Source organism: Blautia sp. MSJ-9, from assembly GCF_018919065.1.
Lineage (GTDB): Bacteria > Bacillota > Clostridia > Lachnospirales > Lachnospiraceae > Blautia_A.
Window position 1 is genome coordinate 15,796 of record NZ_JAHLQG010000017.1, and the last position, 26,424, is coordinate 42,219.

The 26,424-nt window shown below is 41.6% G+C and carries 20 protein-coding genes and 1 other RNA gene; 4 read left to right on the forward strand and 17 right to left on the reverse strand.

From position 1 onward, the window contains the following. Nucleotides 1–186: 186 nt before the first annotated feature. Complete coding sequence (gene tgt, locus KQI87_RS04160; protein WP_118410588.1) at nucleotides 187–1,338, reverse strand: tRNA guanosine(34) transglycosylase Tgt; 1,152 nt, start codon at nucleotides 1,336–1,338, stop codon at nucleotides 187–189. A gap of 225 nt (nucleotides 1,339–1,563) precedes the next feature. On the opposite strand from tgt, the gene KQI87_RS04165 reads away from it, so the two are divergent. Next, the gene (locus KQI87_RS04165; RefSeq protein ID WP_216459008.1) at nucleotides 1,564–5,805 is read left to right on the forward strand and encodes a 2-hydroxyacyl-CoA dehydratase; all 4,242 of its coding nucleotides are present in this window, start codon (nucleotides 1,564–1,566) and stop codon (nucleotides 5,803–5,805) included. 238 nt (nucleotides 5,806–6,043) lie between these two features. Here the strand turns inward: KQI87_RS04165 and KQI87_RS04170 are convergent, their stop codons facing one another. From KQI87_RS04170 to KQI87_RS04230, 13 genes are all read right to left on the reverse strand, one after another. Continuing rightward, nucleotides 6,044–7,672 carry a putative polysaccharide biosynthesis protein gene (locus KQI87_RS04170; RefSeq protein ID WP_216459009.1) on the reverse strand — a complete coding sequence of 543 codons (1,629 nt, stop codon included), beginning with the start codon at nucleotides 7,670–7,672 and terminating at the stop codon, nucleotides 6,044–6,046. Between the two features lie 44 nt (nucleotides 7,673–7,716). Next, nucleotides 7,717–8,391, reverse strand: coding sequence for a uracil-DNA glycosylase (gene ung / locus KQI87_RS04175; protein WP_216459010.1), 675 nt, complete (start codon nucleotides 8,389–8,391; stop codon nucleotides 7,717–7,719). Between the two features lie 20 nt (nucleotides 8,392–8,411). Then, nucleotides 8,412–9,170 carry an imidazole glycerol phosphate synthase subunit HisF gene (hisF, locus tag KQI87_RS04180; RefSeq protein WP_216459011.1) on the reverse strand — a complete coding sequence of 253 codons (759 nt, stop codon included), beginning with the start codon at nucleotides 9,168–9,170 and terminating at the stop codon, nucleotides 8,412–8,414. Nucleotide 9,171: 1 nt separating this feature from the next. After that, nucleotides 9,172–9,810 carry an imidazole glycerol phosphate synthase subunit HisH gene (gene hisH / locus KQI87_RS04185; RefSeq protein WP_216459012.1) on the reverse strand — a complete coding sequence of 213 codons (639 nt, stop codon included), beginning with the start codon at nucleotides 9,808–9,810 and terminating at the stop codon, nucleotides 9,172–9,174. A gap of 206 nt (nucleotides 9,811–10,016) precedes the next feature. Then, complete coding sequence (locus KQI87_RS04190; protein WP_253292365.1) at nucleotides 10,017–11,630, reverse strand: sensor histidine kinase; 1,614 nt, start codon at nucleotides 11,628–11,630, stop codon at nucleotides 10,017–10,019. Further along, the gene (locus KQI87_RS04195; RefSeq protein ID WP_216459013.1) at nucleotides 11,627–12,307 is read right to left on the reverse strand and encodes a response regulator transcription factor; all 681 of its coding nucleotides are present in this window, start codon (nucleotides 12,305–12,307) and stop codon (nucleotides 11,627–11,629) included. Before KQI87_RS04195 ends, KQI87_RS04190 begins: the two co-directional genes overlap by 4 nt. Nucleotides 12,308–12,508: 201 nt before the next feature. Further along, complete coding sequence (locus KQI87_RS04200) at nucleotides 12,509–12,832, reverse strand: peptidoglycan-binding domain-containing protein (RefSeq protein ID WP_216459014.1); 324 nt, start codon at nucleotides 12,830–12,832, stop codon at nucleotides 12,509–12,511. A 232-nt stretch (nucleotides 12,833–13,064) separates the two neighbouring features. Further along, nucleotides 13,065–13,413, reverse strand: a transfer-messenger RNA (tmRNA) gene (gene ssrA / locus KQI87_RS04205). Between the two features lie 249 nt (nucleotides 13,414–13,662). After that, nucleotides 13,663–14,670: an aldo/keto reductase gene (locus KQI87_RS04210; protein WP_216459015.1), complete on the reverse strand. Its 1,008-nt coding sequence runs from the start codon at nucleotides 14,668–14,670 to the stop codon at nucleotides 13,663–13,665. 101 nt (nucleotides 14,671–14,771) lie between these two features. Next, nucleotides 14,772–15,329, reverse strand: coding sequence for an elongation factor P (efp, locus tag KQI87_RS04215; protein WP_216459016.1), 558 nt, complete (start codon nucleotides 15,327–15,329; stop codon nucleotides 14,772–14,774). 143 nt (nucleotides 15,330–15,472) lie between these two features. Then, nucleotides 15,473–15,997, reverse strand: coding sequence for a shikimate kinase (locus KQI87_RS04220; RefSeq protein WP_216459017.1), 525 nt, complete (start codon nucleotides 15,995–15,997; stop codon nucleotides 15,473–15,475). Next, on the reverse strand, nucleotides 15,994–16,497 hold the full coding sequence (locus tag KQI87_RS04225; protein ID WP_216459018.1) for a YqeG family HAD IIIA-type phosphatase: 504 nt from the start codon (nucleotides 16,495–16,497) through the stop codon (nucleotides 15,994–15,996). Before KQI87_RS04225 ends, KQI87_RS04220 begins: the two co-directional genes overlap by 4 nt. Before the next feature lie 118 nt (nucleotides 16,498–16,615). Further along, nucleotides 16,616–17,977 carry a citrate/2-methylcitrate synthase gene (locus KQI87_RS04230; RefSeq protein ID WP_216459019.1) on the reverse strand — a complete coding sequence of 454 codons (1,362 nt, stop codon included), beginning with the start codon at nucleotides 17,975–17,977 and terminating at the stop codon, nucleotides 16,616–16,618. 400 nt (nucleotides 17,978–18,377) lie between these two features. Here KQI87_RS04230 and gdhA point away from each other — a divergent pair, with 400 nt between their 5' ends. Continuing rightward, nucleotides 18,378–19,712 (forward strand): NADP-specific glutamate dehydrogenase, encoded by a 1,335-nt coding sequence (gdhA, locus tag KQI87_RS04235; RefSeq protein WP_216459020.1) that lies wholly within the window; start codon nucleotides 18,378–18,380, stop codon nucleotides 19,710–19,712. Nucleotides 19,713–20,009: 297 nt separating this feature from the next. On the opposite strand, the gene nrdR is transcribed toward gdhA, so the two are convergent. Further along, on the reverse strand, nucleotides 20,010–20,459 hold the full coding sequence (nrdR, locus tag KQI87_RS04240; protein WP_216459021.1) for a transcriptional regulator NrdR: 450 nt from the start codon (nucleotides 20,457–20,459) through the stop codon (nucleotides 20,010–20,012). Between the two features lie 213 nt (nucleotides 20,460–20,672). On the opposite strand from nrdR, the gene KQI87_RS04245 reads away from it, so the two are divergent. Next, complete coding sequence (locus KQI87_RS04245) at nucleotides 20,673–20,927, forward strand: YlmC/YmxH family sporulation protein (protein WP_216459022.1); 255 nt, start codon at nucleotides 20,673–20,675, stop codon at nucleotides 20,925–20,927. A 200-nt stretch (nucleotides 20,928–21,127) separates the two neighbouring features. After that, the gene (gene sigG / locus KQI87_RS04250; protein WP_216459023.1) at nucleotides 21,128–21,907 is read left to right on the forward strand and encodes an RNA polymerase sporulation sigma factor SigG; all 780 of its coding nucleotides are present in this window, start codon (nucleotides 21,128–21,130) and stop codon (nucleotides 21,905–21,907) included. Between the two features lie 191 nt (nucleotides 21,908–22,098). Here the strand turns inward: sigG and KQI87_RS04255 are convergent, their stop codons facing one another. Further along, nucleotides 22,099–24,987, reverse strand: coding sequence for a CDP-glycerol glycerophosphotransferase family protein (locus tag KQI87_RS04255; RefSeq protein ID WP_216459024.1), 2,889 nt, complete (start codon nucleotides 24,985–24,987; stop codon nucleotides 22,099–22,101). Between the two features lie 132 nt (nucleotides 24,988–25,119). Continuing rightward, nucleotides 25,120–26,415: a CDP-glycerol glycerophosphotransferase family protein gene (locus tag KQI87_RS04260; RefSeq protein WP_216459025.1), complete on the reverse strand. Its 1,296-nt coding sequence runs from the start codon at nucleotides 26,413–26,415 to the stop codon at nucleotides 25,120–25,122. Between the last annotated feature and the right edge of the window lie 9 nt (nucleotides 26,416–26,424).

A 26,424-nucleotide genomic window follows, 5' to 3' on the forward strand; every position in this document is an offset into this window, starting at 1 on the left:
GACCGTCCTGACGGCTGCTCATACTGAAGAGCTGCTTTGCGATCCACTTATAATCTCCGTTACCTTCTGTATGAAATCTTGTTTTCATGCATAACAATCTGATTAAAGCGTCACTACACATCATACACAAAAAAACGCTTTACTTCAAGAGTTTTTGGCATATTTAATAATTATTTTATATACAGATTATCTTTTCGAGTTTATTTTGCCCTCTTCAAAGCCTTCCAGCCGCATTTTCTTATATTCTGCGAAGTTTCCTGCATCAAGAGCATCTCGGATCTCTTCCATCATATGATTATAGAAATACAGATTGTGAAGTACACAGAGACGCATTCCCAGCATTTCCTTTGCTTTCAGAAGATGACGGATATAGGCTCTGCTGTAATGCTGGCATGCAGGACACTGACAGCCTTCTTCGATAGGACGTGTGTCCAGTTCATATTTTGCATTGAACAGATTCATCTTTCCATGATTGGTATATACATGTCCATGACGACCGTTACGGCTTGGATATACGCAGTCAAAGAAATCAATTCCACGTTCAACACCTTCCAGAATATTGGCCGGTGTTCCCACGCCCATCAGGTAAGTAGGTTTATTCTGAGGAAGATATGGAACTACCGCATCCAGGATCCTGTACATCTCTTCATGGGTTTCTCCAACTGCCAGACCGCCGACAGCATAGCCATCCAGATTCATTTCAGAGATTGCTTTGGCATGCTCAATACGGATATCTTCATAAACAGCACCCTGGTTGATTCCAAACAGAAGCTGTTCTTTGTTAATGGTATCCGGCAGACTGTTCAGTCTCGCCATTTCCGCTTTACAGCGGGCAAGCCATCTTGTGGTCCTGTCTACAGATTTCTGCACATAATCCCTGTCAGCCACACTGCTTGGACATTCATCAAATGCCATGGCAATGGTGGAAGCAAGATTGGACTGGATCTGCATACTCTCTTCCGGACCCATAAAGATCTTATGCCCGTCAATATGGGAATTAAAATAAACTCCCTCTTCTTTGATCTTTCTCAGCTTTGCAAGGGAAAATACCTGGAATCCGCCTGAGTCTGTAAGGATTGGTTTGTCCCATACCATAAATTTATGAAGGCCGCCTAACTGCTTTACTATTTTATCACCCGGACGCACATGAAGATGATAAGTATTTGATAATTCTACCTGTGTTCCGATCTGCTGTAAATCCATGGTGGATACAGCGCCTTTAATCGCACCAATCGTTCCCACATTCATAAAAACAGGAGTCTGGATCGTACCATGCACTGTATGAAACTCCGCACGTTTGGCACGCCCCTCTGTTTTCAGAAGTTTATATTCTGCCATTTTTCTTCTCCTCTTGATAAAAATTACTTTTTTTATTATATCTTGAAATAGCTGAATTTTCAACTGCAATTCACTCAAACCTTGGTAAACTTTCATATTGTCTTTTCCAGACCATTAGCGTATAATATTACGGAATATTCCATATCTGGAAACAGATATTTAATAGGAAAGAATTACTTCAATATTTTTTCTTTTATACAGAAAGAGGAGGCTTGAATTTACTTTATGAATTACAAAACACTTGGAATTGACATTGGTTCCACTACTGTAAAGATCGCGATCTTAGATGAGAATGAAAATCTCATTTTCGCGGATTACAAGCGTCATTTTGCGAACATTCAGGAAACCCTTGCAGACCTTCTTCAGGAGGCCTTTGACCAGTATGGCGAGATGACTCTCCATCCTGTGATCACAGGTTCCGGCGGTCTGACCCTTGCCAACCATCTGGGCGTTCCTTTTACCCAGGAGGTTATTGCAGTTTCTACTTCTCTGCAGAAGCTGGCACCAAAGACAGATGTTGCCATCGAGCTTGGAGGTGAGGATGCCAAGATCATTTATTTCGAAAACGGAAACGTAGAACAGCGTATGAACGGTATCTGTGCAGGCGGTACCGGTTCTTTCATCGACCAGATGGCTTCTCTTCTCCAGACAGATGCCACAGGTCTGAATGAATATGCCAAAGATTACAAAGCGCTCTACCCGATTGCTGCACGCTGCGGTGTTTTCGCCAAAACGGATATCCAGCCGCTGATCAATGACGGTGCAACCAAACCGGATCTGTCAGCTTCTATTTTCCAGGCAGTTGTAAACCAGACCATCTCCGGTCTTGCCTGCGGAAAACCCATCCGTGGACATGTTGCATTCCTGGGTGGTCCGCTTCACTTCCTGTCCGAACTGAGAGAATCTTTTATCCGTACTTTGAAGCTGGATGAGGAACACACCATCATTCCGGAGAACTCCCATCTTTTTGCAGCCATTGGTTCTGCATTAAATGCAAAAGAAGACAACTCCATTTCCCTGACAGAAATGAAAGACAGACTCCGCAATTCCATTAAGCTGGATTTCGAAGTAGAACGTATGGAACCACTTTTCGCTTCTCAGGAAGAATACGATGCATTTGCAAAACGTCAGAGTTCCTACAAAGTAAAAACAGGAGATCTGGCTACATATAAAGGAAACTGCTATCTGGGTATTGATGCAGGTTCCACCACAACCAAAACTGCACTGGTAGGCGAAGATGGAACACTTCTCTATTCCTTTTACAGCAGCAACAACGGAAACCCGTTAAAAACTACCATCCGTTCTATTAAAGAAATCTATGAACTGCTTCCCAAAGACGCTAAGATCGCTTATTCCTGTTCTACAGGTTACGGCGAGGCTCTGATTAAGGCTGCTCTGATCCTGGATGAGGGCGAGGTTGAGACCGTATCCCATTACTATGCAGCTGCATTCTTTGACCCGGAGGTAGACTGTATCCTGGATATCGGCGGACAGGATATGAAATGTATCAAGATCCGCAACAAGACCGTTGACAGCGTACAGTTAAATGAAGCATGCTCCTCCGGATGCGGTTCCTTTATTGAAACCTTTGCCAAATCCCTGAATTATACAGTACAGGATTTCGCAAAAGCTGCTGTTTTCGCACAGCATCCTATTGATCTTGGTACCAGATGTACTGTTTTCATGAATTCCAAGGTAAAGCAGGCACAGAAAGAAGGAGCTGAGGTATCCGATATTTCCGCAGGCCTTGCTTACTCTGTTATCAAAAATGCACTCTATAAGGTTATTAAGGTTTCTGATGCTTCCGAACTTGGCAGACACATCGTTGTACAGGGTGGTACCTTCTACAATGATGCAGTTCTGAGAAGTTTCGAAAAGATTGCAGGCTGCGAAGCTATCCGTCCGGATATTGCCGGAATCATGGGTGCTTTCGGTGCCGCACTGATTGCCCGTGAACGCCATCAGGAAGGTGCTGAAACGACTATGCTCTCCATTGATAAGATCAACGAACTGAAATATACAACTTCTATGGCAAACTGTCGTGGATGTACCAATAACTGCCGTCTGACTATCAACAAATTCTCCGGAGGCCGTCAGTATGTAAGCGGTAACCGCTGCGAGCGTGGTATTGGTAAGGAAAAGAACAAAGATCATATTCCGAATCTTTATGAATATAAATATAAACGTATTTTCTCCTACACACCGCTTACTGCTGATAAGGCAACGCGAGGCAAAGTAGGTATCCCCCGTGTTCTGAATATGTTTGAGAATTATCCTTTCTGGTATACTTTCTTTACAGAACTAAAGTATGAGGTTGTACTCTCCCCTACTTCCACCAGAAAGATTTATGAGTTAGGTATTGAGTCCATCCCAAGTGAGTCCGAATGCTACCCTGCCAAACTTGCCCATGGCCATGTAACCTGGCTGATCCGCAATGGCGTGAAATTTATTTTCTACCCATGTATCCCATACGAACGTAACGAGTTCCCGGATGCAGTCAACCACTATAACTGCCCGATCGTTACCTCATATGCCGAAAATATCAAGAATAACGTAGACGAATTAAACGATCCGTCCTTTACCTTCCGCAATCCGTTCCTTGCATTTACTTCTGAGGAAATTCTGGCAAATCGTCTGATAGAGGAATTTAAGGATATCCCGGCAGAAGAAGTCAAAGCTGCTGTGCATAAGGGCTGGGAGGAAATGGCTGCTGCACGCCGCGATGTACAGAAAAAAGGGGAAGAAACCCTGAAATATCTGGAAGATACAGGACGCCATGGTATTGTCCTTGCAGGACGCCCATACCATATTGACCCGGAAATCCATCATGGTATCCCGGATCTGATCAACAGCTATGGTATTGCCGTACTTACTGAGGATTCCATCTCTCATCTGGCACCTGTGGAACGCCCGATCCGCGTCAATGACCAGTGGATGTACCACTCCAGACTGTATGCTGCTGCAAACTATGTAAAGACACGCGATGATCTGGATCTGATCCAGCTGAACTCTTTCGGATGTGGTCTGGATGCAGTTACTACAGACGAGGTTTATGAAATCCTTGACGGAAGTGACAAAATCTATACCTGTTTAAAGATTGACGAGGTAAATAACCTTGGTGCTGCAAGAATCCGTATCCGTTCCCTGATCGCAGCGATCCGCGCGAAGAAAGCACAAGGACAGAAACGTACTGTCAAACCTGCTTCCATTGATAAAGTATCCTTTACAAAGGAAATGAGAAAGGAATATACCATCCTCTGCCCGCAGATGTCACCGTTCCATTTCAGCCTCCTGCAGGCAGCATTCAATTCCTGCGGATACAACCTGGAGGTGCTTCCGAATGACAATAAGCATGCAGTGGATGTTGGTCTGAAGTATGTAAACAATGACGCCTGCTATCCGTCTCTGATCGTTGTGGGACAGATCATGGATGCTCTACTTTCCGGTAAATATGACCTGAACAAAACGGCCGTTGTCATGTCACAGACAGGTGGCGGATGTCGTGCTTCCAACTATATTGCATTTATACGACGCGCATTAAAGAAAGCCGGTATGGAACAGATTCCGGTTATCTCTGTTAACTTAAGCGGTCTGGAAAGCAATCCCGGATTCAAACTTACGCTTCCATTAGTGAAGAAAGTTGCTTACGGTGCCGTATTCGGAGATATCCTGATGAAATGCGTATATCGTATGCGTCCTTATGAACTGGAAGAGGGAATCGTAAACAGGAAACATAAAATCTGGGAACAGCGTGTGATCTCTTTCTTAAGCGGAAGCAGTATCAGCCACAGCCAGTTTAAAAAAATGTGCCGCGAAATGGTTCATGAATTTGATACCATTCCGATCAGTGATGTGAAAAAGCCTCGTGTCGGCATCGTAGGTGAGATCCTTGTCAAGTTCCTGCCTGCTGCAAATAATCATCTGGCAGAGCTTCTGGAATCTGAAGGCGCTGAGGCAGTTGTACCGGATCTGATCGATTTCATGTGCTACTGCTTCTATAATCAGAACTTTAAGGTAGAAAATCTTGGATTCAAGAAGTCCAAGGCAACCATGGCAAACTGGGGAATCAAAGCAATCGAATGGGTGAGAAAGCCTGCAAGCGAAGCTCTTGCACAGAGCCGCCATTTTGCACCGCCTGCTGATATCAGAGATCTGGCAAAAATGGCATCTCCGATCGTTTCCACCGGAAACCAGACAGGTGAGGGATGGTTCCTGACAGGTGAGATGATGGAACTGATCCATGGAGATGTTCCGAATATTGTTTGTATCCAGCCTTTCGGATGTCTGCCGAACCATATTGTGGGTAAGGGTGTTATCAAAGAAATCCGCCGCGAATATCCTACAGCAAACATTGTAGCCATCGACTATGATCCAGGCGCCAGCGAAGTTAACCAGCTGAACCGAATCAAACTGATGCTCTCCACAGCACAGAAGAACCTGAAGAAAGCGCAGGAAAAAGACGCTTAAACAGTGCCTGAAAATCAATACTGTTTCTAATTCTAAAAATCCCGGATCTCTGTCCATTTGACAGATAACCGGGATTTTACTGTACATTATATAAAAATAACTACATATACCAAATCTCCATTTTGACCTGATACCCCAAATAAAAAAGCTATATTTTCACCATCCATTTTGAAAATTTAACTGGATTCTGAAATATAGCTCTTTCATTTTCTAATTCTTATTTTTCATCTTTTGTTCTTTATATATTCTGCCAAAATGGAAGTTTTTCCGCAATTCTTACAAGATAGCTTCCACCCGGAATTCTTCTCAGTTCTGATTCTGACGGCTTACTGATAATCAGGTAAGCAAACAGATAAACAACTGCTGCGATTGGAATAGATACAATCAGACAGATGAAGTTGGATTTCACAAAGATGTTCAGTCCATAGCAGATGCATCCTGCAACAATTCCCATAGGAATGGAAGCAAGGATCGGATACAGATAACCCTGTTTCCACGGATTCTTATACTGCAGATATTTCTTCATTGCCAGGTCGTTCAACACACATACAACGACAGAATAGATCACCATCGCAATCAGCAATGCATAAACTCCAAGATTTGTAGTAAACAGTAATATTACAACCACAATAATATCTACAACCAGCGCGATCGCTGCTGTAATCACAGGAATTCTCTGCTGCCCGATCGCCTGCAGAACACCATTGGAAATATTTGACATTCCATTCAGCAGAATGGAGAATGAACCAAGTATCAGAAGATTGGCTGCAAGTCCTGTGGAATTTCCATAAAGCAGGAACACAATCGGCTGTGCGAGTACTGCAAGTCCCATTGCACATGGTGCAGAAACCACCATGGACAGCTGCACAGTCTGGTCAATACAGGCTCTGGTTGCTTCAATATCACCTGTTGCATACAATGCAGACACCTCAGGGATCATCGAAGTCGGCGCTGTACTGGACAATGTCAGCGGAATATTAATAATAGTCATGAAGTAAGTTGCATACTCCGCATAAAGAATACCGATCTGCGCAGCATCTCCACCTCTTTTGCCAAGGATATCAGAAAAAAGATATCCATTGATATAAGCGTTGACATTATAAACAAATGCGCTGAGGATGATCGGCGAAACTACAAGCACAATAACACGGAATATCTCTTTATAAGACTCTTCCTGATGTCTGTGATCTCTGTTCACACGATGCATGATCTTACCGCGGTTCACGCCATAAACAAGAAGCATAAAGATCAATGCAGCTACTACGCCGGCTCCGGTTCCTACTGTAGAACCAGCAGCTCCCCATTTCGCAACACTGTTCTCCGAACCATCTGCAAAAACATTGATAAATCCCCATGCCGCGATCAGACTGACTGCCGCATTAAATACCTGTTCCAGGATCTGGGAAATAGAAGTCGGCATCATGTTTCTGTATGCCTGAAAATATCCCCTGAACACACCCAGAATACCAGACAGGAAGATTGTCGGCGCAAGGATCTGAAGTGCAAGGATCGCATCCTTCTGGTTCTTCGGAATGATCAGCCCCGCTCCAAAGAGGCAAAACAGTGCTACCGCACCTCCGACTACCATGGCATAGATCATGGCACCCTTGAAAAACTTATGCGCATTTCTGTAATCTTTCAGAGCAATACGCTCAGAAATCAGCTTTGACACTGCCTGCGGAATACTGAATGATGCGATCATAAGAAGGATCATATATGCATTCTGCGCAAGGCTTGTATATCCCATTCCAAGGCTTCCGATAATATTGGAAAGTGGACTCTTATACAGAAGTCCGATCATCTTGGAGATCATCGCTGCAATCATCAGAAAGGACGCATTTTTCACTAGATTATTTTTCTGATTCATGTTGTTGCTGTGAGTCCTTTTTTGACTACACATTACCTCTTTTCTTATATATTTTCTATCTGCCAGTCGATCGGTTCCAGACCGTTGGCAATCAGAAATTCATTTGTTTTGCTGAAATGCTTACATCCGAAGAAACCTCTGTAAGCAGACAGAGGGCTTGGATGAGGTGCTTCCAGGATCAGATGCTTCGGATTGTTCAGCATAGATTTCTTCATCTGTGCCGGACGTCCCCAGAGCAGAAATACCATCGGACGGTCCTGCTCATTCAGAACCTGGATCGCAGCATCTGTAAACTGCTCCCAGCCAATCCCACGATGTGAATTCGCCTGATGGGCACGTACAGTCAAAACAGTGTTCAGAAGAAGCACCCCCTGCTTTGCCCATTTCTCCAGATAACCGTTATTTGGAATATAGCATCCACAGTCATCATGAAGTTCCTGATAAATGTTTACCAATGACGGCGGTGTTTCCACCCCTCTCTTTACAGAGAAACACAGACCATGAGCCTGTCCGTCATTGTGATATGGATCCTGCCCAAGGATCACAACTTTCACCTCATGAAGCGGTGTAAAATGAAATGCATTGAATAAATCATCTGCAGGCGGGAAAATTTTTTTCGTCTGATATTCTGACATTACTGTCTTGTAAAGCTTTGCATAATATGGCTGGCGAAATTCTCCCTTCAATGCTTCTAACCAGTCGCCTGTAATCGCTGACATAACAGTTCTTTCCCTCTTTTCTATTTTCTCACAGAGATTCCCTTATCTGCCAGATAATCCTTAACCTGGGAAATCTCCAGTTCTTTATAATGGAACAAAGACGCAGCTAATGCAGCATCTGCTCCTCCTTCTGTAAGTGCATCATAAAAATGCTCCAGTGTACCCGCACCGCCAGATGCGATCACCGGAATGGATACTGCATCTGCAATTGCTCTGGTAAGAGCCAGATCATATCCTGCTTTCGTACCGTCACAGTCCATACTGGTAAGAAGAATCTCACCTGCACCGAGAGTTTCCACTTTCTTTGCCCATTCTATGGCATCAATTCCTGTGTCCAGTCTTCCACCATGTTTATAAATGTTCCAGCCGCCGTCTTCTCTTCTCTTTGCATCAATGGCAACTACTACACACTGGCTTCCGAATTTATCAGCAGCTTCGCTGATAAGCTCCGGCCTGTCAATAGCTGCAGAATTTACTGAAATCTTATCTGCACCCTCTCTTAACAGCCTCTTGAAATCATCCACTGTACGGATTCCACCACCAACTGTAAACGGGATAAATACATTGGCAGCCACACGTCTTACCATATCTACAACTGTATCCCTCTGTTCACAGGATGCTGTGATATCAAGAAATACCAATTCATCCGCACCGGCTGCATCATAGGCTTTCGCAATTTCCACCGGATCACCGGCATCGCGAAGCTGAACAAAATTTACACCTTTTACCACACGGCCGTTATTTACGTCAAGGCAGGGAATAATTCTCTTTGTAAACATTTTATCTTCCCTCCTTTTCATTGTTTTCATCTTTTCCGATAGCTGCAAAGTTCTCAAGAATCTTCAGGCCCCATTTACTGCTCTTCTCCGGATGGAACTGGCATGCAAATACATTATCTTTCTCTACAGAAGCATGAATACAGGTGCTGTATTCTGTGGTCGCTTTTACGATCTCAGGATCTTCTGCCTGAAGATAATAAGAATGAACAAAATATACATAAGTCTGTTCCGGAATCCCCTGGAACAGCCGGCCATTATTCTGAAGATGCAGAGAATTCCATCCCATATGAGGAATCTTAAGTCCCTGCGCAGGCGGAATCTTGACAATCTTACCTTTCAGAATTCCCAGACCCGCAACCCCTGGGGTCTCCTCACTACTTTCAAAAAGGAGCTGAAGTCCAAGGCAGATTCCCAGGAATGGTGTTTTCTTCTCAACAATTTCATGAATCACCGGTACAAGTCCGTATGTATGAAGGTTATCCATAGCCTGTCCGAAACTTCCTACGCCCGGCAAAATTACCTTATCTGCGTTTAACAGGATTTGTGGATCACGGGATACCACCGTTTCTTCTCCAAGATAATGAAGTGCTTTTTCCACGCTTTTGATATTTCCAGCGTCATAATCAAGTATTGCTATCATGTTATCCTCCTGATGTCATTATCCATTTTCCTCATTATAGTGGTGCAATCAAATAAAATGTTACTGTTCACTCCATTCTCAGTAACAATAGAACAACTATTTTATTGGATTACTATACAACAGTATAACCCAAAAACAGACAGTTGCAAAGTGCTTTCTTTGCTTCTGTCTGTTTTTTATGTTTAAAATTTTTCTTTGTAGATCTGTTACTGTCTGCAGTCCAGCGTAAACCAGAACTCTACACCATTGTCATAATTGCACACACCATATTTCTGGTTCATGCCTTCTATGATCGCTTTGACAATCGAAAGCCCGATACCACTTCCTCCGTACTCCCTTGTACGTGCTTTATCCACTTTATAAAACTTATTCCAAAGATTTGGCAGATCTTCTTCCGGAATCGGTGTTCCTGTATTGAATACAGTTACTTTCACACAATCACTTTCACGAAGTACTTTTATTTCTATTTTGTGTTCTCCATCCAGATGATTCAGTGCATTACTTGTATAGTTAGTTACAACCTCTTCTATCTTGAATTCATCTGCCCATACATATACAGGCTCCGTTTCCTCGAAGATCACTGTAGCTTCTTTCTGCTCGATCATAATATTCATAGATCCAAGCACTCCCCGGATCAGAGATACAATATCAAATCGCTCCATTACCGGAGCATCCTTTCCTGATTCTAACTGATTCAATGTCAGCAGATTCTTGACAAGTTTATTCATCTTGGACGCTTCATCCATAATAACTTCACAGTAAAACGCTCTGCTCTCCGGATCATCTGAAATATTTTCATTCAGACCTTCCGCATATCCCTGGATCAATGCGATCGGAGTTTTCAACTCATGGGACACATTATCCAGGAACTCTTTTCTCATCTCATCAATCTTGATCTTATCTTCAATATCTTTCTGCAGTTTATTGTTAGCTGATTTCAACTCAGAAATCGTGCTCTCCAGTTTTCTGGACATCTTATTGAAATTATCACCAAGCACATCTATTTCATTTCCTGCCCAGCTCTGATATCTGGCATCAAAATCCAGATCAGACATTCTTTCAGAAAGCTTTGTCAATTCGCTGATAGGACGTGTGATACGATTAGTTACCACCAATATAACCAGGCCACTGATCACTACAATGATCGCTCCTACTATAAAATAAAAACTGTTTGAAATCGCAGCGCTCTCTTTAATACTTTCCAGCGGAGAACGGATCAGAAAATAATATCCATTATCAAACTGTCCCCAGCATTCTACATACTCCATTCCCGCAAAACGGTCATGAACCTGCCACATCATACAGTTATCTGTCTTCTTAAGAACATGGCTTCGTTCCATATCCTGATCCAGATCATTAATGTATCCAAACAGTTTGCTTCGGAGCATTTTGGACATATTGTTCTCGCCCCAATAGTAGTAACCACTATTCTCTTCATTTACAATAATCCAGGTCAAGTTATTTCTGGAACTGCTTCGTTCAACCTCGTCCGGTATTTCTTCTGAAGCATCACTTGAATCTTCATCTGAATCTGTATCATATTCCAGAATATCATCCAGATTCATCTGTGAAAGGAGTTCTTTTGCTTCCTGAAGTACTTCTACTTTTTTTGACACATAGTATTTCTCCAGAAACAGTCCATTGATCAGCGTAATACTGAAAATAGAAAGAAGCAAAAGTCCAATAAATAATACAGATATCTGATGTTTCAGAGAATGAAATTTCTTGGCTTTCACATGCTTCCTGTTTTTCTTTCCGGGCTGTTTTTGAGGTTCTTTTCCCTTTTGGTTTCTATTATCTGCATTTTTGCCCAGCATCATTCATCTACCTCAAATTTATATCCCATACCCCAGACTGTCTTAATATATTCTCCTTTGTCACCCATTTTGCTTCTGAGTTTCTTAACATGAGTATCAATAGTACGGGCATCTCCGAAGTAGTCATAATTCCATACAGAATTGAGGATCTTCTCTCTGGAAAGAGCAATCCCCTCATTTTCCAGAAAATATGTCAAAAGTTCAAATTCTTTGAAGCTTAATTCCATAAGCTTTCCATCTACAGTAGCAAGATGTGCTGCTTTATCGATCACAATACCTCCTGCGGAAAGCACATCCTCAGGATTTGCCTGTCCTGTACGACGAAGGATTGCCTCTACTCTTGCCACAAGAATCTTCGGACTGAATGGCTTAGAAATGTATTCGTCTACTCCAAGTTCAAATCCAAGAAGCTCATCTCTTTCATCGCTTCTTGCTGTCAGCATAATGATCGGCACTTTAGAATTCTTACGAATCTCGCGACACACTTCCCATCCATCCATCTTCGGCATCATAACATCCAAAATGATCAGTGCGATATCTTTTTCTTCATAAAAGATATCCATAGCTTCTTCACCGTTACCAGCTTCTAACACCTGAAAGTTCTTTTTTGTCAGGAAGTCCTTTACCAGTTTTCTCATACGACTCTCATCATCTACCACCAGGATTTTCAATGTATCCATCTTTATCCCCTCCGTTTTCTTTTATCTTTCTATTTCTGAAACAATCTCTGACTGTTTCTGCTTTCCAGTTACTGTTTAACTTCCTACATAACAAACAGCATTCTGTAATCTTCTATATCGGTACTATATCAAACATTTATGTAGGTTTTGTGAACATGGAGAAGAAATTTCCTCCTGGGCTGTCTTCCCCGGGAGATTCTCTCAGATGGCAATCAGATCTTTCCATGTGGCAGGTCCACAGATCCCATCTGCTTTCAAAATTTCTTTTCTGGATCCCTGATCAGTCTTTAGCGCATATATAGTGTTTTCATCTGCTTTCCAGGTAAGTTTAAGTATTTTTCCATATTTACCTTTGAAGCCTCTGGCTCTTAAAATTTCCTGTAATAAAAGTACAGAAGCATTTTTGTCTCCCACTTTGACTGTCTTCGATTTAAATGTATAGTTTTCTGTTGGTATATCTGAAACTTCTGTAGCTTTTGGACCGGATGTTACAGCAATAGCTACATGATGATCATCATTCAGCAAAATATCTCCCGCTTTTTCTATGTCACCTTCTATTCTATGATCTGAACCTCTGATCTGTTACTCCCAGGTAATATCCCAGATCGCATTCTTCAACTATATTGATACTTTTATGTATAAAAAAAGTTTATCCGTAAAGTATCACTTTTGCGGATAAACTCTTCACTGTACCTTGATTACTCCTTGCTTACCTTTGAAAAATTAAAAGATAAACCCCTGTAAAATCAAGGAATTTTTATGGACCTGGCGGGAATTGAACCCGCGTCCGAAAGCCTATTCATTGAGGCATCTCCCATCACAGTCGCTGTTTTAACATTCCCTCAATGATACGCCCACCGACAGGCTTATCATCTCAGTAGCTTCATGATACATCTACCGGGGCAAAGCTTACCCGGCAAGGTTTCTCACATGGTCGACGCCAGACCCCTGAAGTGTGAGTGCATCAGGGCTGACGAGCAGCAATTAGGCTGCTAACGCGTACTGTTCGTCTGCGTTTATATTTAGTTTCCCGGTTGGTACGCAGTCCAGGAGTCTGCGGATGGCTTCCCCAACTTCAAAGCCCCCGTCGAAACCAGTACAAGCCCGAACTGTGACTTCGTTACATTGTTCTGCTGTCGAACAATACTGGTAATTAGACGAAAGCGTGTTTCTCAACATTGGCATATCACTTATATACTATACGCCGACTGTTTATTATTATATTGGTAAAATCAAAAACTGTCAAGATAATTTTTATTGCTATTTTTCCATTATCCCTGTCATATAAAGTAAAAGTGATCAGAGAACAGTCTATCCCTCTGATCACTTTTTATGTACAAAACAAAAAATATTCTTTATTCTCCAAACTGCTCTGCACATTCCTTCATCATCTTACGGATTGGCAGATGATATGGGCATCTGGTTTCACATGCGCCGCATTCTATACATGCGGAAGCTTTTACTGCCAGTGAACCGTAACGGTCTTTTGCCCAGTCTCCGAGATCGTAACGGTTAAGATATCCTGCAAACAGGAATACATTCGGAATGCTGATCCCTACACTGCATGGTGCACAGTAATTACATCTGCGGCAGAAATTTGTACCAAGCTGGTCTCTGACTGCCTGAATCTCTTCCAGTTCCTTCTCGTTTAACGGAGAAGGGTCTAGACAGGCTTTGATATTCTCTTCCATCTCTTTCTCTTCCGCCATTCCCGGAATTACAATGGTCACATTTTTGTTCGCACAAATGTAACGCATTGCGAGTGTTCCATTCTCGATCGCACCACCTGCAAGAGGTTTCATATCAATAAACCCGATGTTCTTTTCTGTACATTTCGCGATTAGTTCTTCTCCCTGACTCTCCACAATATTATACGGGAACATGATCGTCTCTACCCAGTCCAGTTCCAGTGCACGGGCAAATACTTCTGTAGAATGAGCAGTCAGCCCGATATGTCCGATCTTTCCTGCTGTTTTTGCTTCCTGTAACGCTTCCAGTGCTCCGCCTGCTGCCAGTACCTGATCAAGTTGCTCCATACTTGGATTATGTACCTGATATAGATCAATATGGTCTGTACGAAGATTATTAAGACTCTTCTCAATATCTGCTGCCATAGCCTCTTTTGTACGTGCCATAGATTTTGTGGCAAGTATAAACTTATCTCTGATCCCCTCTAATGCATAACCCAGGTATTCTTCACTGACTGTATATCCTCTGGCTGTATCGATATAATTTACCCCCTGATCTGCCAGTTTATGCAGCAAAGTCTTAGTTCCTTCTGCATCAATTCTCTGGATCGGAATCCCGCCGAGTCCCATTCTAGATACTTTAAGACCTGTTTTTCCAAGTGTTACATATTCCATTCATTCTCTCCTCCTGATCTTGTATTTATAAAACAATTCTCCATAAACTCAAAAACTGCCACCGGCTTTCACCGATGGCAGTATGATTACTTACCTGAATATTATACTCGAGAGAGATATTCTCCAGTTCTTGTATCAATTTTCAGTTTGTCACCCTGGTTAACGAACAGCGGAACCTGAACCTGAGCACCTGTCTCTACAGTAGCCGGTTTAGTAGCACCCTGTGCTGTGTTTCCAGCGAATCCTGGCTCTGTCTCAGTAACTTCAAGTTCTACGAACAGAGGCGGCTCGATAGCGAATACGTTTCCGTTATGGGAACAGATCTTAACCATTTCATTCTCTTTAACGAATTTAAGAGAATCGCCAACCTGATCCTTTGTAAGACCAACCTGATCATATGTCTCTACGTTCATGAAATAGTACAGATCACCATCATCATACAGATACTGCATATCAGTACGCTCAATACGTGCTGCCGGGAATTTCTCTGTTGGACGGAAAGATTTCTCAAGAACTGCTCCTGTAATGATGTTTTTGTATTTTGTTCTTACGAAAGCAGCACCCTTTCCTGGTTTTACGTGCTGGAATTCAACGATCTGACATACGTTTCCGTCAATTTCAAGTGTGATACCGTTTTTGAAATCACCTGCTGAAATCATAGTTATATTTCCTCCTTAATAGTACAAGTTCAGCGATGCTGTTTCTCACAGCAACAGCCGGTTCAAAGTGTGTGTCTTTCTTATTCTTCTCTTCGATTCCGTGACACACTCTTATCTGATTTTATAATATTCCGGCACTTTTTTCAACTATTTTTTACATATGTTTTTAATTTTTCTTCAAGCTGTGCGATCAGATCTTCAAAAGGCTTGTCTCCTGTGACCATCTCAACATCCGCAAACTTCGCATAAACAGGATCACGCTGCTTGAGAAGCTTCTTGATCTTGTCTTCTTTATCTTCACCTTCGATCAAAGGATTGCTGCTGGAATTCTCCAGCCTTTTCTTCAGCGTAGCGTAAGATCCTTTCAGATATACCACAGTTCCAAGCTTCTTGATATATTTGGCATTCTGCTCCTGCATCGGCAGGCCGGATCCAAGAGAAATGATCTTCTGCTCCGGATCATCGATCAGTGCCTTGATCACAGTTGTCTCAAGTGCCCTGTAAAAAGGCTCGCCAAATCTGTCAAAAATCTCTTTCATTGTAAGGTTCATCTTCTTTGATACTACACGGTCAACGTCTATGAAAGGAATATTAAAATCCTTCGCCAGTCGTTTTCCTACTCTTGTCTTTCCTGAACCCATAAATCCTATGATAACAATATGGTTCATGAATTCCCCTCCTCTTTACGGTAAAAATATAGTACAATTCTTTCAAGATATCGTTTCAGTACGATCTGAATCTCTTCTTTGGGATTGAGCGGCTTCACCAGAATATTCCGGATTCCTGCGCGTTTCGCCCCATATATATCAGTAAACAGCTGGTCTCCAACAAAAATCGTATTACTCCTGTCAGTTCCAAGCAGCTCCATCGCTCTGATATAATTCTTTGTTGAAGGCTTGTGTGCGTTCTCAATAAACTGCTCTCCTATCGCATCATTAAAAGAAGAAACCCTCTCATATTGATTGTTCGACAGGAAACAGCATTTAAACCCCAGTTCCTTCAAATGTGCAAACAATGCGCATGCTCTCTCATCTGCCGGTGCGCCGTGAGGTACCAGAGTGTTATCTATATCAAACAAAAGCCCTCTGTATCCCTGCGCATACAAACTGTCAAAGTCGATCATATAAGTAGAATCCAGATATTCATCCGGAAAAAAACAATTAAACATCCGTAGTCATTTCCTTTATTTGTATTTCCGTTATTCTTTTAAAAATAATCCGTGTAACTGTTCAGTACCTTCACAGTTACGAATCCATTCTTTTACAGTACAGCCGCAATCCCTAAGATCAGCGTTCACTGAGCGGAACATATACTGCCGGTTCCAGAACGTTCTTGTATGCCGGACGGATAATCTTATCTGCATTGATAAGCTCTTCCATTCTGTGAGCACTCCATCCTACGATACGTGCAACTGCAAACATCGGTGTAAACAGTTCAAGCGGCAGATCCAACATACTGTAAACAAAGCCACTATAAAAGTCCACATTGGCACTTACACCTTTATAAATACGACGTTCCTCTGCGATCACTTCTGGTGCCAGACGCTCTACCATAGAATAAAGGCCGTAGTCTTTCATTCTGCCCTTCTCTTCTGCCAGTTTCTCAACATATGCCTTAAAGACCTCGGCTCTCGGGTCAGATACAGAATAAATGGCATGTCCCATACCATAGATCAGACCTTTCTGGTCAAATGCTTCTTTATGCAGAAGTCTCTTAAGGTACGCACGAACCTCATCTTCGTCTGTCCAGTCCTTAACTTCCTTCTTCATATCATTGAACATCTTGACAACTTTGATATTGGCACCGCCATGCTTCGGTCCCTTTAATGAACCAAGCGCTGCAGCGATCGCAGAATAGGTATCTGTTCCTGATGAAGAGACTACATGAGTTGTAAAGGTTGAGTTATTACCACCGCCATGCTCCATATGAAGGATCAGCGCGATATCCAGAATCTTTGCTTCCAGATGTGTATATTTCTTATCCGGGCGGAGCATTCGCAGAATATTCTCTGCTGTAGTAAGTTCTTTCTTCGGATTATGGATATAGAGACTCTTGCCTTTGATATAATGGTTATAAGCCTGATATCCATAAACAGAAAGCAATGGAAATACACTGATTAGATTCAGGCACTGTCTGAGTACATTCGGCAGTGATGTATCATCCGGATTCGTATCATAGGAATATAATGTAAGCACACTTCTTGAAAGCGCATTCATGATATCCTTACTCGGTGCCTTCATCACAACATCGCGGACAAAATTTGTCGGGAGTGACCGCTGATCTGCCAGAAGCTGTGTAAAATCTGCAAGCTGTTTCTTATCAGGAAGACTTCCGAACAGCAGCAGATAGGTAACTTCTTCAAATCCATATCTGTCATCTTCGATAAATCCTCTGGTCAAATCTTTGATATCATAGCCTCTGTAGGAAAGACTTCCCGCGCATGGAACCTCTTTGCCATCCACGATCTTTGTAGCTTTGACATTGGAAACCTGCGTCAGACCTGCAAGGACACCCTTACCATTAATATCACGGAGTCCTCTTTTAACATCGTACTTTGCGTACAGAGAAAGATCCAGACTTGTGTGTTCCTTACAGATATCAGTCAGATTCTCAATTTCAGGTGTTACTTTTGTTTTAAATCCCGCCATGTGATTAAATCCCCTTTCTTTACAATTCTGTCGATATAAAATCCCCCTCTTCATCCTCGTATTACAATGCAGTTACATATATCTAATGAGCTCGATCGGATATATTCACAATCCGCTTCGTTATCTGCTCATAAACCAATAACTGTTCCACAGCTATTTATTCAAATTATACCATTTTTTTCCTATTTGGTCTATATTTTATGTAATCTGTTTTTTCTTTCACAAGTTGTATGGATGATTCTTAACATTTTCTCATATTTAACTGTTTTTATCAAGTCAAAATTTGTTCAAAAAATTTTTACAAAAAAAATTTCATTTAACTCTTTCCATTTGTAACACTTTAGTGTATAATAACGTCGATTTAAAAAATACACAAACGATCGACGAGGAGGAAATCATTATGTCTTATACTGAAGAGGTATACGAAAGAGTCGTAGCACAGAATCCAAATGAGCCTGAATTCCACCAGGCAGTAAAGGAAGTTTTAGACTCCCTTAAAGTCGTAATCGACAAAAATGAAGAAGAATATCGTAAACTTTCTATTCTTGAGCGTCTTGTTGAGCCAGAAAGAATCATTTCTTTCCGTGTTCCGTGGGTAGACGACAAGGGCGTTGTACAGGTTAACAAAGGTTACCGTGTACAGTTCAACAGTGCAATCGGACCGTACAAGGGTGGTTTAAGATTCCATCCGTCAGTAAACCAGGGAATCCTTAAATTCTTAGGTTTCGAGCAGATCTTCAAGAACTCTCTTACAGGTCTTCCGATCGGCGGCGGTAAAGGTGGTTCCAACTTCGATCCTAAAGGAAAATCTGACAGAGAAGTAATGGCATTCTGCCAGAGCTTTATGACAGAGCTTTCCAAATATATCGGTGCTGACATGGACGTTCCTGCAGGTGATATCGGTGTAGGCGGACGTGAGATCGGTTACCTTTACGGACAGTACAAGAGAAATCGTGGTCTGTATGAAGGTGTTCTTACAGGTAAAGGACTTTCCTACGGCGGATCTTTAATCCGTACACAGGCTACAGGATACGGTCTTGTATATATGCTTGACGAAATGGTTAAAGCTAAAAATGATACAATCTCCGGTAAAACTCTCATCGTAACAGGTTCCGGTAACGTTGCTATCTATGCTGTAGAAAAAGCTACTGAACTTGGCGGTAAAGTTGTTGCTATGTGCGACTCCAACGGATATATCTATGATCCAGAAGGAATCAAACTTGACATCGTAAAAGATATCAAGGAAGTAAAACGTGGACGTATCAAAGAATATGCTGACCGTGTTGAAGGTGCTACTTACACAGAAGGAAAAGGCATCTGGAACATCAAATGTGATATTTATCTTCCATGTGCAACTCAGAACGAACTTGACCTTGACGCTGTTAAAACTCTTATTGCAAACGGATGCAAATATGTTGCAGAAGGTGCTAACATGCCTACTACCCGTGAAGCAACAGATTACCTTATGGCAAACGGCGTAACATTCATGCCTGGTAAAGCAGCTAACGCTGGTGGTGTTGCTACTTCCGCACTTGAAATGTGCCAGAACTCTGCAAGACTTTCCTGGACAGCAGAAGAAGTTGATACAAAACTTCACCAGATCATGGTTGACATCTTCAATAAAGTTGATGACGCTTCCAAACGTTATGGTATGGAGGGCAACTACGTTGTAGGTGCTAACATCGCAGGCTTCGAAAAAGTTGTAGATGCTATGAAAGCTCAGGGTATTGTTTAATAACTAATATAACGATTATCTGATCTGATATCAGTTAAACTACCCCATAAAAAATACAAATGAAAAACCGGCGGGAATGATAAGTTCCCGTCGGTTTTTCATTTATATATTACTGGCTAATCTTCTATTTTTCTCAAAAATCCTATCGCTACTCACTTCGTGTCAGTAATACACTTGGCGATGCAGGTTATATGAACCTCCTCGTGTAAAGCCCAAAAAGTATCGTTTGCTCTGCAACTCAATTTATTTATGCAATCAGCATAAATTCACGCCATATATCCCAAAATTTGTGCATATTCAGTTCATAAATTTCTTCAGTTCATCCATAAATGTGCTGACATCCTTAAATTCTCTGTACACTGACGCAAAACGCACATACGCTACTGCATCCAGATCCTTGAGATGCTCCATGACAATCTCACCAATTCTGGTACTGGAAATCTCTTTCTCTTCTGTATTAAAGATTTCACCTTCTATAGCATCCATCATCTCTTCTATCTTCTCTATCGGTATTGGTCTCTTGTAACATGCTCTTAGAATTCCTGACTGTATTTTCGAACGGTCATACTGCTCTCTGTTCTGATCTTTCTTAATCACATTAAGCGGTATGCTCTCTACTTTCTCATATGTAGTAAATCTTCTGCCACAGGCATCACATAAACGGCGACGGCGGATAGAATTCGTATCCTCAACCGGTCTGGAATCAACTACTCTCGTATTATCCTGATTACAAAATGGACATTTCATAGGACGTCCCCCCTTTTTAAGTCATATCATATTTTCGGTGCAATTATTATAGAATGTCAGAGTCAAAATGCGCTTTTTCCCTGATATCATTACATATTTTTATTATACTGTATTTCCAATTGCTGTGTCAATAAAAGGACTTGCATAAATTTTCGCAAAAATACATAAATTGTTAAAAAGATTCCAGACAGACCAGTTTTTAAGGGAGTATCCATGAGAATCTGTGAATTAAGACAAAAAGAAGTGATCAATACCTGCACCTGCCGTAGTCTCGGGTGTCCCATTGATGCAGAATTTGACTGCAAAACCAGCAGAATGACTGCCCTGATCGTACCAGGTCCCGGAAAATTCTGCTGTCTTTTCGGCCGCGACAGTGAATACCGCATCCCCTGGGACTGCATCTGCCAGATTGGTGATGACATTATTCTTGTAGAGATTGATGAAGAAAAATGTTTTCATAAAGGATAACGCTAACAGTCTCTATGCAAGATTGCTCTCCATTTTGTCAAGGGTCAATAATTTTTATATTTTCCAGATATAAGTATAAATATTCCTCCATATGAGAATCATTCTTACTGAAAACACGTTACTGTTTACTTTGTTCTCAGTAACGGAACATCTCAACTTTATTATTTCACGTTCAAGGATGATAAGGAGGATTCAAGAAGATGGCACTGAATAAAGTAGAAATCTGTGGAGTCAATACGTCGAAACTTCCTGTTCTCAATGCAGAAGAAAAAGATGAACTGTTCCGTCGGATCAAAGAAGGCGACGAACAGGCACGGGAATTGTACATCAAGGGAAATCTCAGACTGGTTCTCAGCGTAATACGCAGATTTCAGAACAGCAGCGAAAATGCAGATGACCTCTTTCAGATCGGATGTATCGGCCTGATCAAGGCCATCGACAATTTCGACACTACCCTGCAGGTAAAGTTCTCGACTTATGCAGTTCCCATGATCATAGGAGAGATACGGCGCTATCTCAGGGATAACAACAGTATCCGTGTCAGCCGTTCGCTTCGGGATATTGCATATAAAGCTATTTACACCAGAGAAAATTATATGAAACAGCATCTCAAAGAACCTACAGTTGCAGAAATCGCTCAGGAGATCGGCATAGAAAAAGAAATGATCGTCTATGCCATGGACGCGATCCAGAATCCTGTGAGTCTCTTTGAACCAGTTTACACAGAAGGCGGAGATACTCTGTATGTTATGGATCAGATTAGCGATAAGAAGAATAAAGAGGACCGATGGATTGAGAATTTATCTCTCAGAGAAGCTATGCAGCGTCTGAACAACAGAGAAAAACATATCATAGAACTTCGTTTTTATGAAGGCAAAACACAGATGGAAGTAGCCCAGGAGATTGGAATCTCTCAGGCCCAGGTCAGCCGCCTGGAAAAAAATGCACTGAAATCCATGCGCAACTACCTGCGGCCCTAAATTCGTAAGCCACTATCTGTCCTACACTGAACGATTATCCGTATTCCTTGGAATACCATAATTCAGAATTTCATTTGAAATTTCACACGAAAAAAGCAGCCTGGCACATTTAATCACCAGACTGCCTTACATATCTTTTTATTTTTCACTGTCTTCGAGAGTTTCCTGGAGACAACAGAACTGTAAGTGCTCTATTTATTCAGAACTTCCTGCCAGTTATCCATATTGAATATCTGCTTCACATCCAGCGCTCCTGACATTACAGGGAAGAATTTCTTCATATCTGTAAATACTACCGCATAATCAAACTTAGACATTCCAAGTATTCTGCGAAGCTCACGTTTATAGAAATCTTTAAGCGCCTCAGAAGGTTCTGTTTTCTTTGACTTCATGAATTTATTGTGACGCACATATTCTTCATCTGTAGCAGGATAAGAACGCTTCCAGTAAAGAACTCTGACCTCTTTCGGCAGTTCATCCAGTTTCTCGGAAGACTCTTCTTCCTTTGCACCATTTCCGATCAGTGTGATATCAAAATGTTCGAAATCCACCTTTTTCAGAAATTCATAGAATGTGTCTGTTTCCTGTGTTTCATTGAAATCCCCTGCATATACCAGAAGTTTCACTTTATCTGTCTGATTCAGAAATACCGGATTCGTCGGTTCTTTTCCATCGATCAGAACTTCTGCGATACGTTTACATACATTGCCATCATCTTTCAGACCAATCTGAGCCTTAACATTCTCATATTTCTCTTTATAAGAATCAGCCACACCCTGAATATCTTTCAGAAGTTCGCCCAATTTCTCAGGTGAGTATACTGCCGGTCCCGGAAGATTATCAAATCCAAAATACAGACCTCTGTAGTCCTCAAAATTCTCCATATCCGGAACATAGAAAAAGATTGGTCTTCCTGTGAGCATGAAATCATAGAAAATACTGGAATAATCAGAAACCAGCACATCTGTCACTGACAGAAGCTCACTTGTATCCATAGTAGCCGGGACAAATTTCGCTTTCGCAGTTCCTAACTCTATCTGATTCTCTTTCATATAGTGATATACGATCTGATGGAGTTTAACAAGCACCTGATACTCATTTGTATCTACACTGCTCTCCATAACCTGGAGCAGTTTATACACATCCTGAAGATCTGTATCCGGAGTGCTGTACTGCTCTCCTCTCCAGGTTGGAGCATAGAGAATAACCTTCTTATCCGCAGTTACTTCTACTCCGCAATCCTGCAGTCTCTGGATCACTTCTGCCCTGTCGCTGTTAAAGAGTTTGTCATTGCGTGGAAAACCTTCTTCCAGTACAGTTCCCTCATACAGATTCTGCATCTTATAAGACTTCTTATATGCGGTCTCTGTCATATAAGGACCAGAAGATACGATATAGTCTGCACTGAACAGATTTCTGGCTGTATTTCCCTGGGAAATGTTTGCCCCCGGAATATCAAATCCCATATTCTTTAACGGAGTTCCATGCCAGGTATCGATCAGTACCTGTCCTTCTCTCTTAAGAAAATAACTCGGAAAACTTACATTATTTACCAGATACTTTACAGTTGCAATGGCTTTGCAGTATTCTTTTGTCTTATATTTTACAAATCTCACATTCGGATATTTCTCATATTTCTCAATCTGCGCTCTGTTGTCGTCGAAATCATCAAGTACCCAGATATGTGTATAATCCTGATATTCTTCTTTCTCAAGCAGATACTGGAACAATGCAAAAGGATTGTCAATCATTCCTCGTCCACCAAATGCCTCATAAAGAATGGTGTTATCTCTTAACTGATATTCCTTGACAAACTCCGCATAAGCGGTACGCAGCGGGTATTTCTCGCGGCATTCCAGAATCTGTTCTTCATTCTTCATATAGAAAGTCTGGATTCCCATAACGCGATTAAAAAGATTGTTCCACTCTTTGACTGCCTTTTCAATAGCGAAATCTTCAGATTTCCAGATCGCATTTCTGGACATCTCTCTGCGGAGTTCTTCGTCATGCGCAAGCTTCAGCATGGCTTCTGTAAATTTCTTTGTATCAAATGCTTCCGGCAGATATCCTGTCTTTCCATCATCAATGATCAAGTCCATGGCACCTGTGTGGAATGCAATGACCGGAAGTCCGAATTCAAAAGCTTCCATGATAACCATCGGCCATCCTTCCCATCTGGACGGAAGAAGGAAAATGGAGGAACTCAGATAATATTTTTCCGGTTCATTTGTATAACCTACAAAGTTCACTCTGTCTGCAATCCCACGTCTCTTGGCATCTGCCACAATCTGATTCCAGAGATCGCCGGCTCCGATAATATCTAACTGCCATTCATCATCCTGCTTGCAGAATTCCTCAAAAGACTCCATCATCAGGTCAAGACCTTTGGCATATACAAATCGGGTAGCCATAAGAAAATGCTTGGATTTCGGGTCACATTTACGCTCACTGACAAAGCTTCGTGGATTGATCTTAACTTCTGTATCAATATCAAGGAATTTCTTATAATCCCTCTGGTCATATTCACTGAGGACAATATATCTGTCCAGCTTTGGCAGATACTCCTGAAGCAGGCATTCCTGTTTCCAGAATACAACATTCGGCACATCCAGATATCCGGCATAGCAGTTATGCTGCCATCCAATCGTCTTTGCATTCAGTTCCGGTGCAAGCATACCCAGACGCAGACTCAATGCAGCAGTTGTGATAATAATATCATAATTTTGCTCATTTAAATATTCGACCCATTTCTCTCTTGTCTTCTTTGGAAAGATCGCATCTGCCAGAATATCATTGTATTTCTCTTTATTAAAGATTCCATACTTTGCATTCAGCTTTCTCACCAGATAGCGCAGGCAGAAAGCCGGTGTATGATGGCGATTTACAAATTCACTATTATCAATGAAATCCACTTTGATGTCTTCACTCATATGGTACATGTTACGATCTTCTTTAAATCGGTCCTGATATACCATGATCGTTACATCATGTTCTTTTACAAGTTCATTTGCAAGAAGTGTGACAACTCGCTTAGTTCCTCCAAGATCAAATATCTTGGTACACCAAATACATATTTTCATTTATCTTTCTTCTCCTGTTATGACTTTACTGTGCTACAGATATTCGCAGACTGCCCTGCTGCACAAAAACAGCTCCTGGCAGTTTTACTTTTTTCATTCTGTATGAATACGTGTCGTCGGCATACTGCAGCATTACATCGTAATATTAAAGTAATCAAGTACTCGCTGGCAGTAATTATCGCACACATTATGTGTTTTCGCTCTTACAGCCGCACGCTGTTCTGCATATTTATCATTACCGTTCTTAATATCCAGAATAAAGTTCTCAAAATCCTGCATATTATACATATGCTCACCTGGCATATATTCCAGCGGATCATCAAATACCCATCCTCTGGATTCTGTATAAGCTTCATAGTCATCCAGTGTGAATCCCAGCGGTCTGTCCAGAAGCAGATAATCAATAGCAACAGAAGAATAGTCAGAAACCAGTGCGTCTGAGCAATTGATAAACTCATAAAGCTGCAGTCCATTATCCGCAAGGTCTTTATTCTCCAGATAAACAATATTTGTAAGAACATTCTCCCCGAAATCATACGGGATCTGAAGATAATGTTTCTTGATCACGATCAGGATATGATTTTCCTTACAGAAATTATTCAGCTCCAGAAGCTTATCCGCATCGTCAATGATCGGGATATTAAACTCATTATTTAATGTCTCCTCATTGAGACGTTCACTGGATGCATGTCTGTACGTCGGCATCCAGAGGATCAATTTGTCACTGTTTGTCTCTTTGAGAAGTTTTTCCTTATATTCATTTGCGCGTTCACAGCCTCTGAGCATCATATCATAACGCGGATATCCAAAGGGCAGTAACTTCTTGGAAGTGCATCCAAAGAATTCCATTTTTGTCTTAATGAAAATATCGCCCGGTACCAGACAGTAGTCAAAGAATACCTTTCGTCCGTTCTTGTTTGCCTTATATCCGCATCCATGCCACAAGTCAACAAAGAGCTGATTTCTTCTGGACATTCCGATCCAGTTGAATGCCTGGGTATAGAAAATATATCTGGATGTCAGGGCATATTTGTATGCTTCTGCTCTTCGGATCGTAGAACCCTTCTTGAAGTTTCTTACAAATTTTACATTCTCTACTGCATATTCTTTGTACTTCTCAGGTTCATGAACAAGCCATACAATCTCATATTTCTTATTGTATCCATTCTCGATCAGATAATCGAATAATGCACGTCCATTATCTGTAAAATCATCGTTGGTTTCAAACAGTATCCTGTTCTCTACCAGCGCAGGAGGGAATTTCTTCATCCGCCTGATGGTACGACCATCGTAAATTCCGTATGTGATCGTTGCCCATAACTCAGAAAGCATTGCCTTTCTGCCCTTCTGAGCCTGAACGTTCTTAATTTTTTTTGCCGCGTTCTTGATCTTCTTTACTTTCTTCTTAACTCTCTTTTTGATTCCCATATGCACACC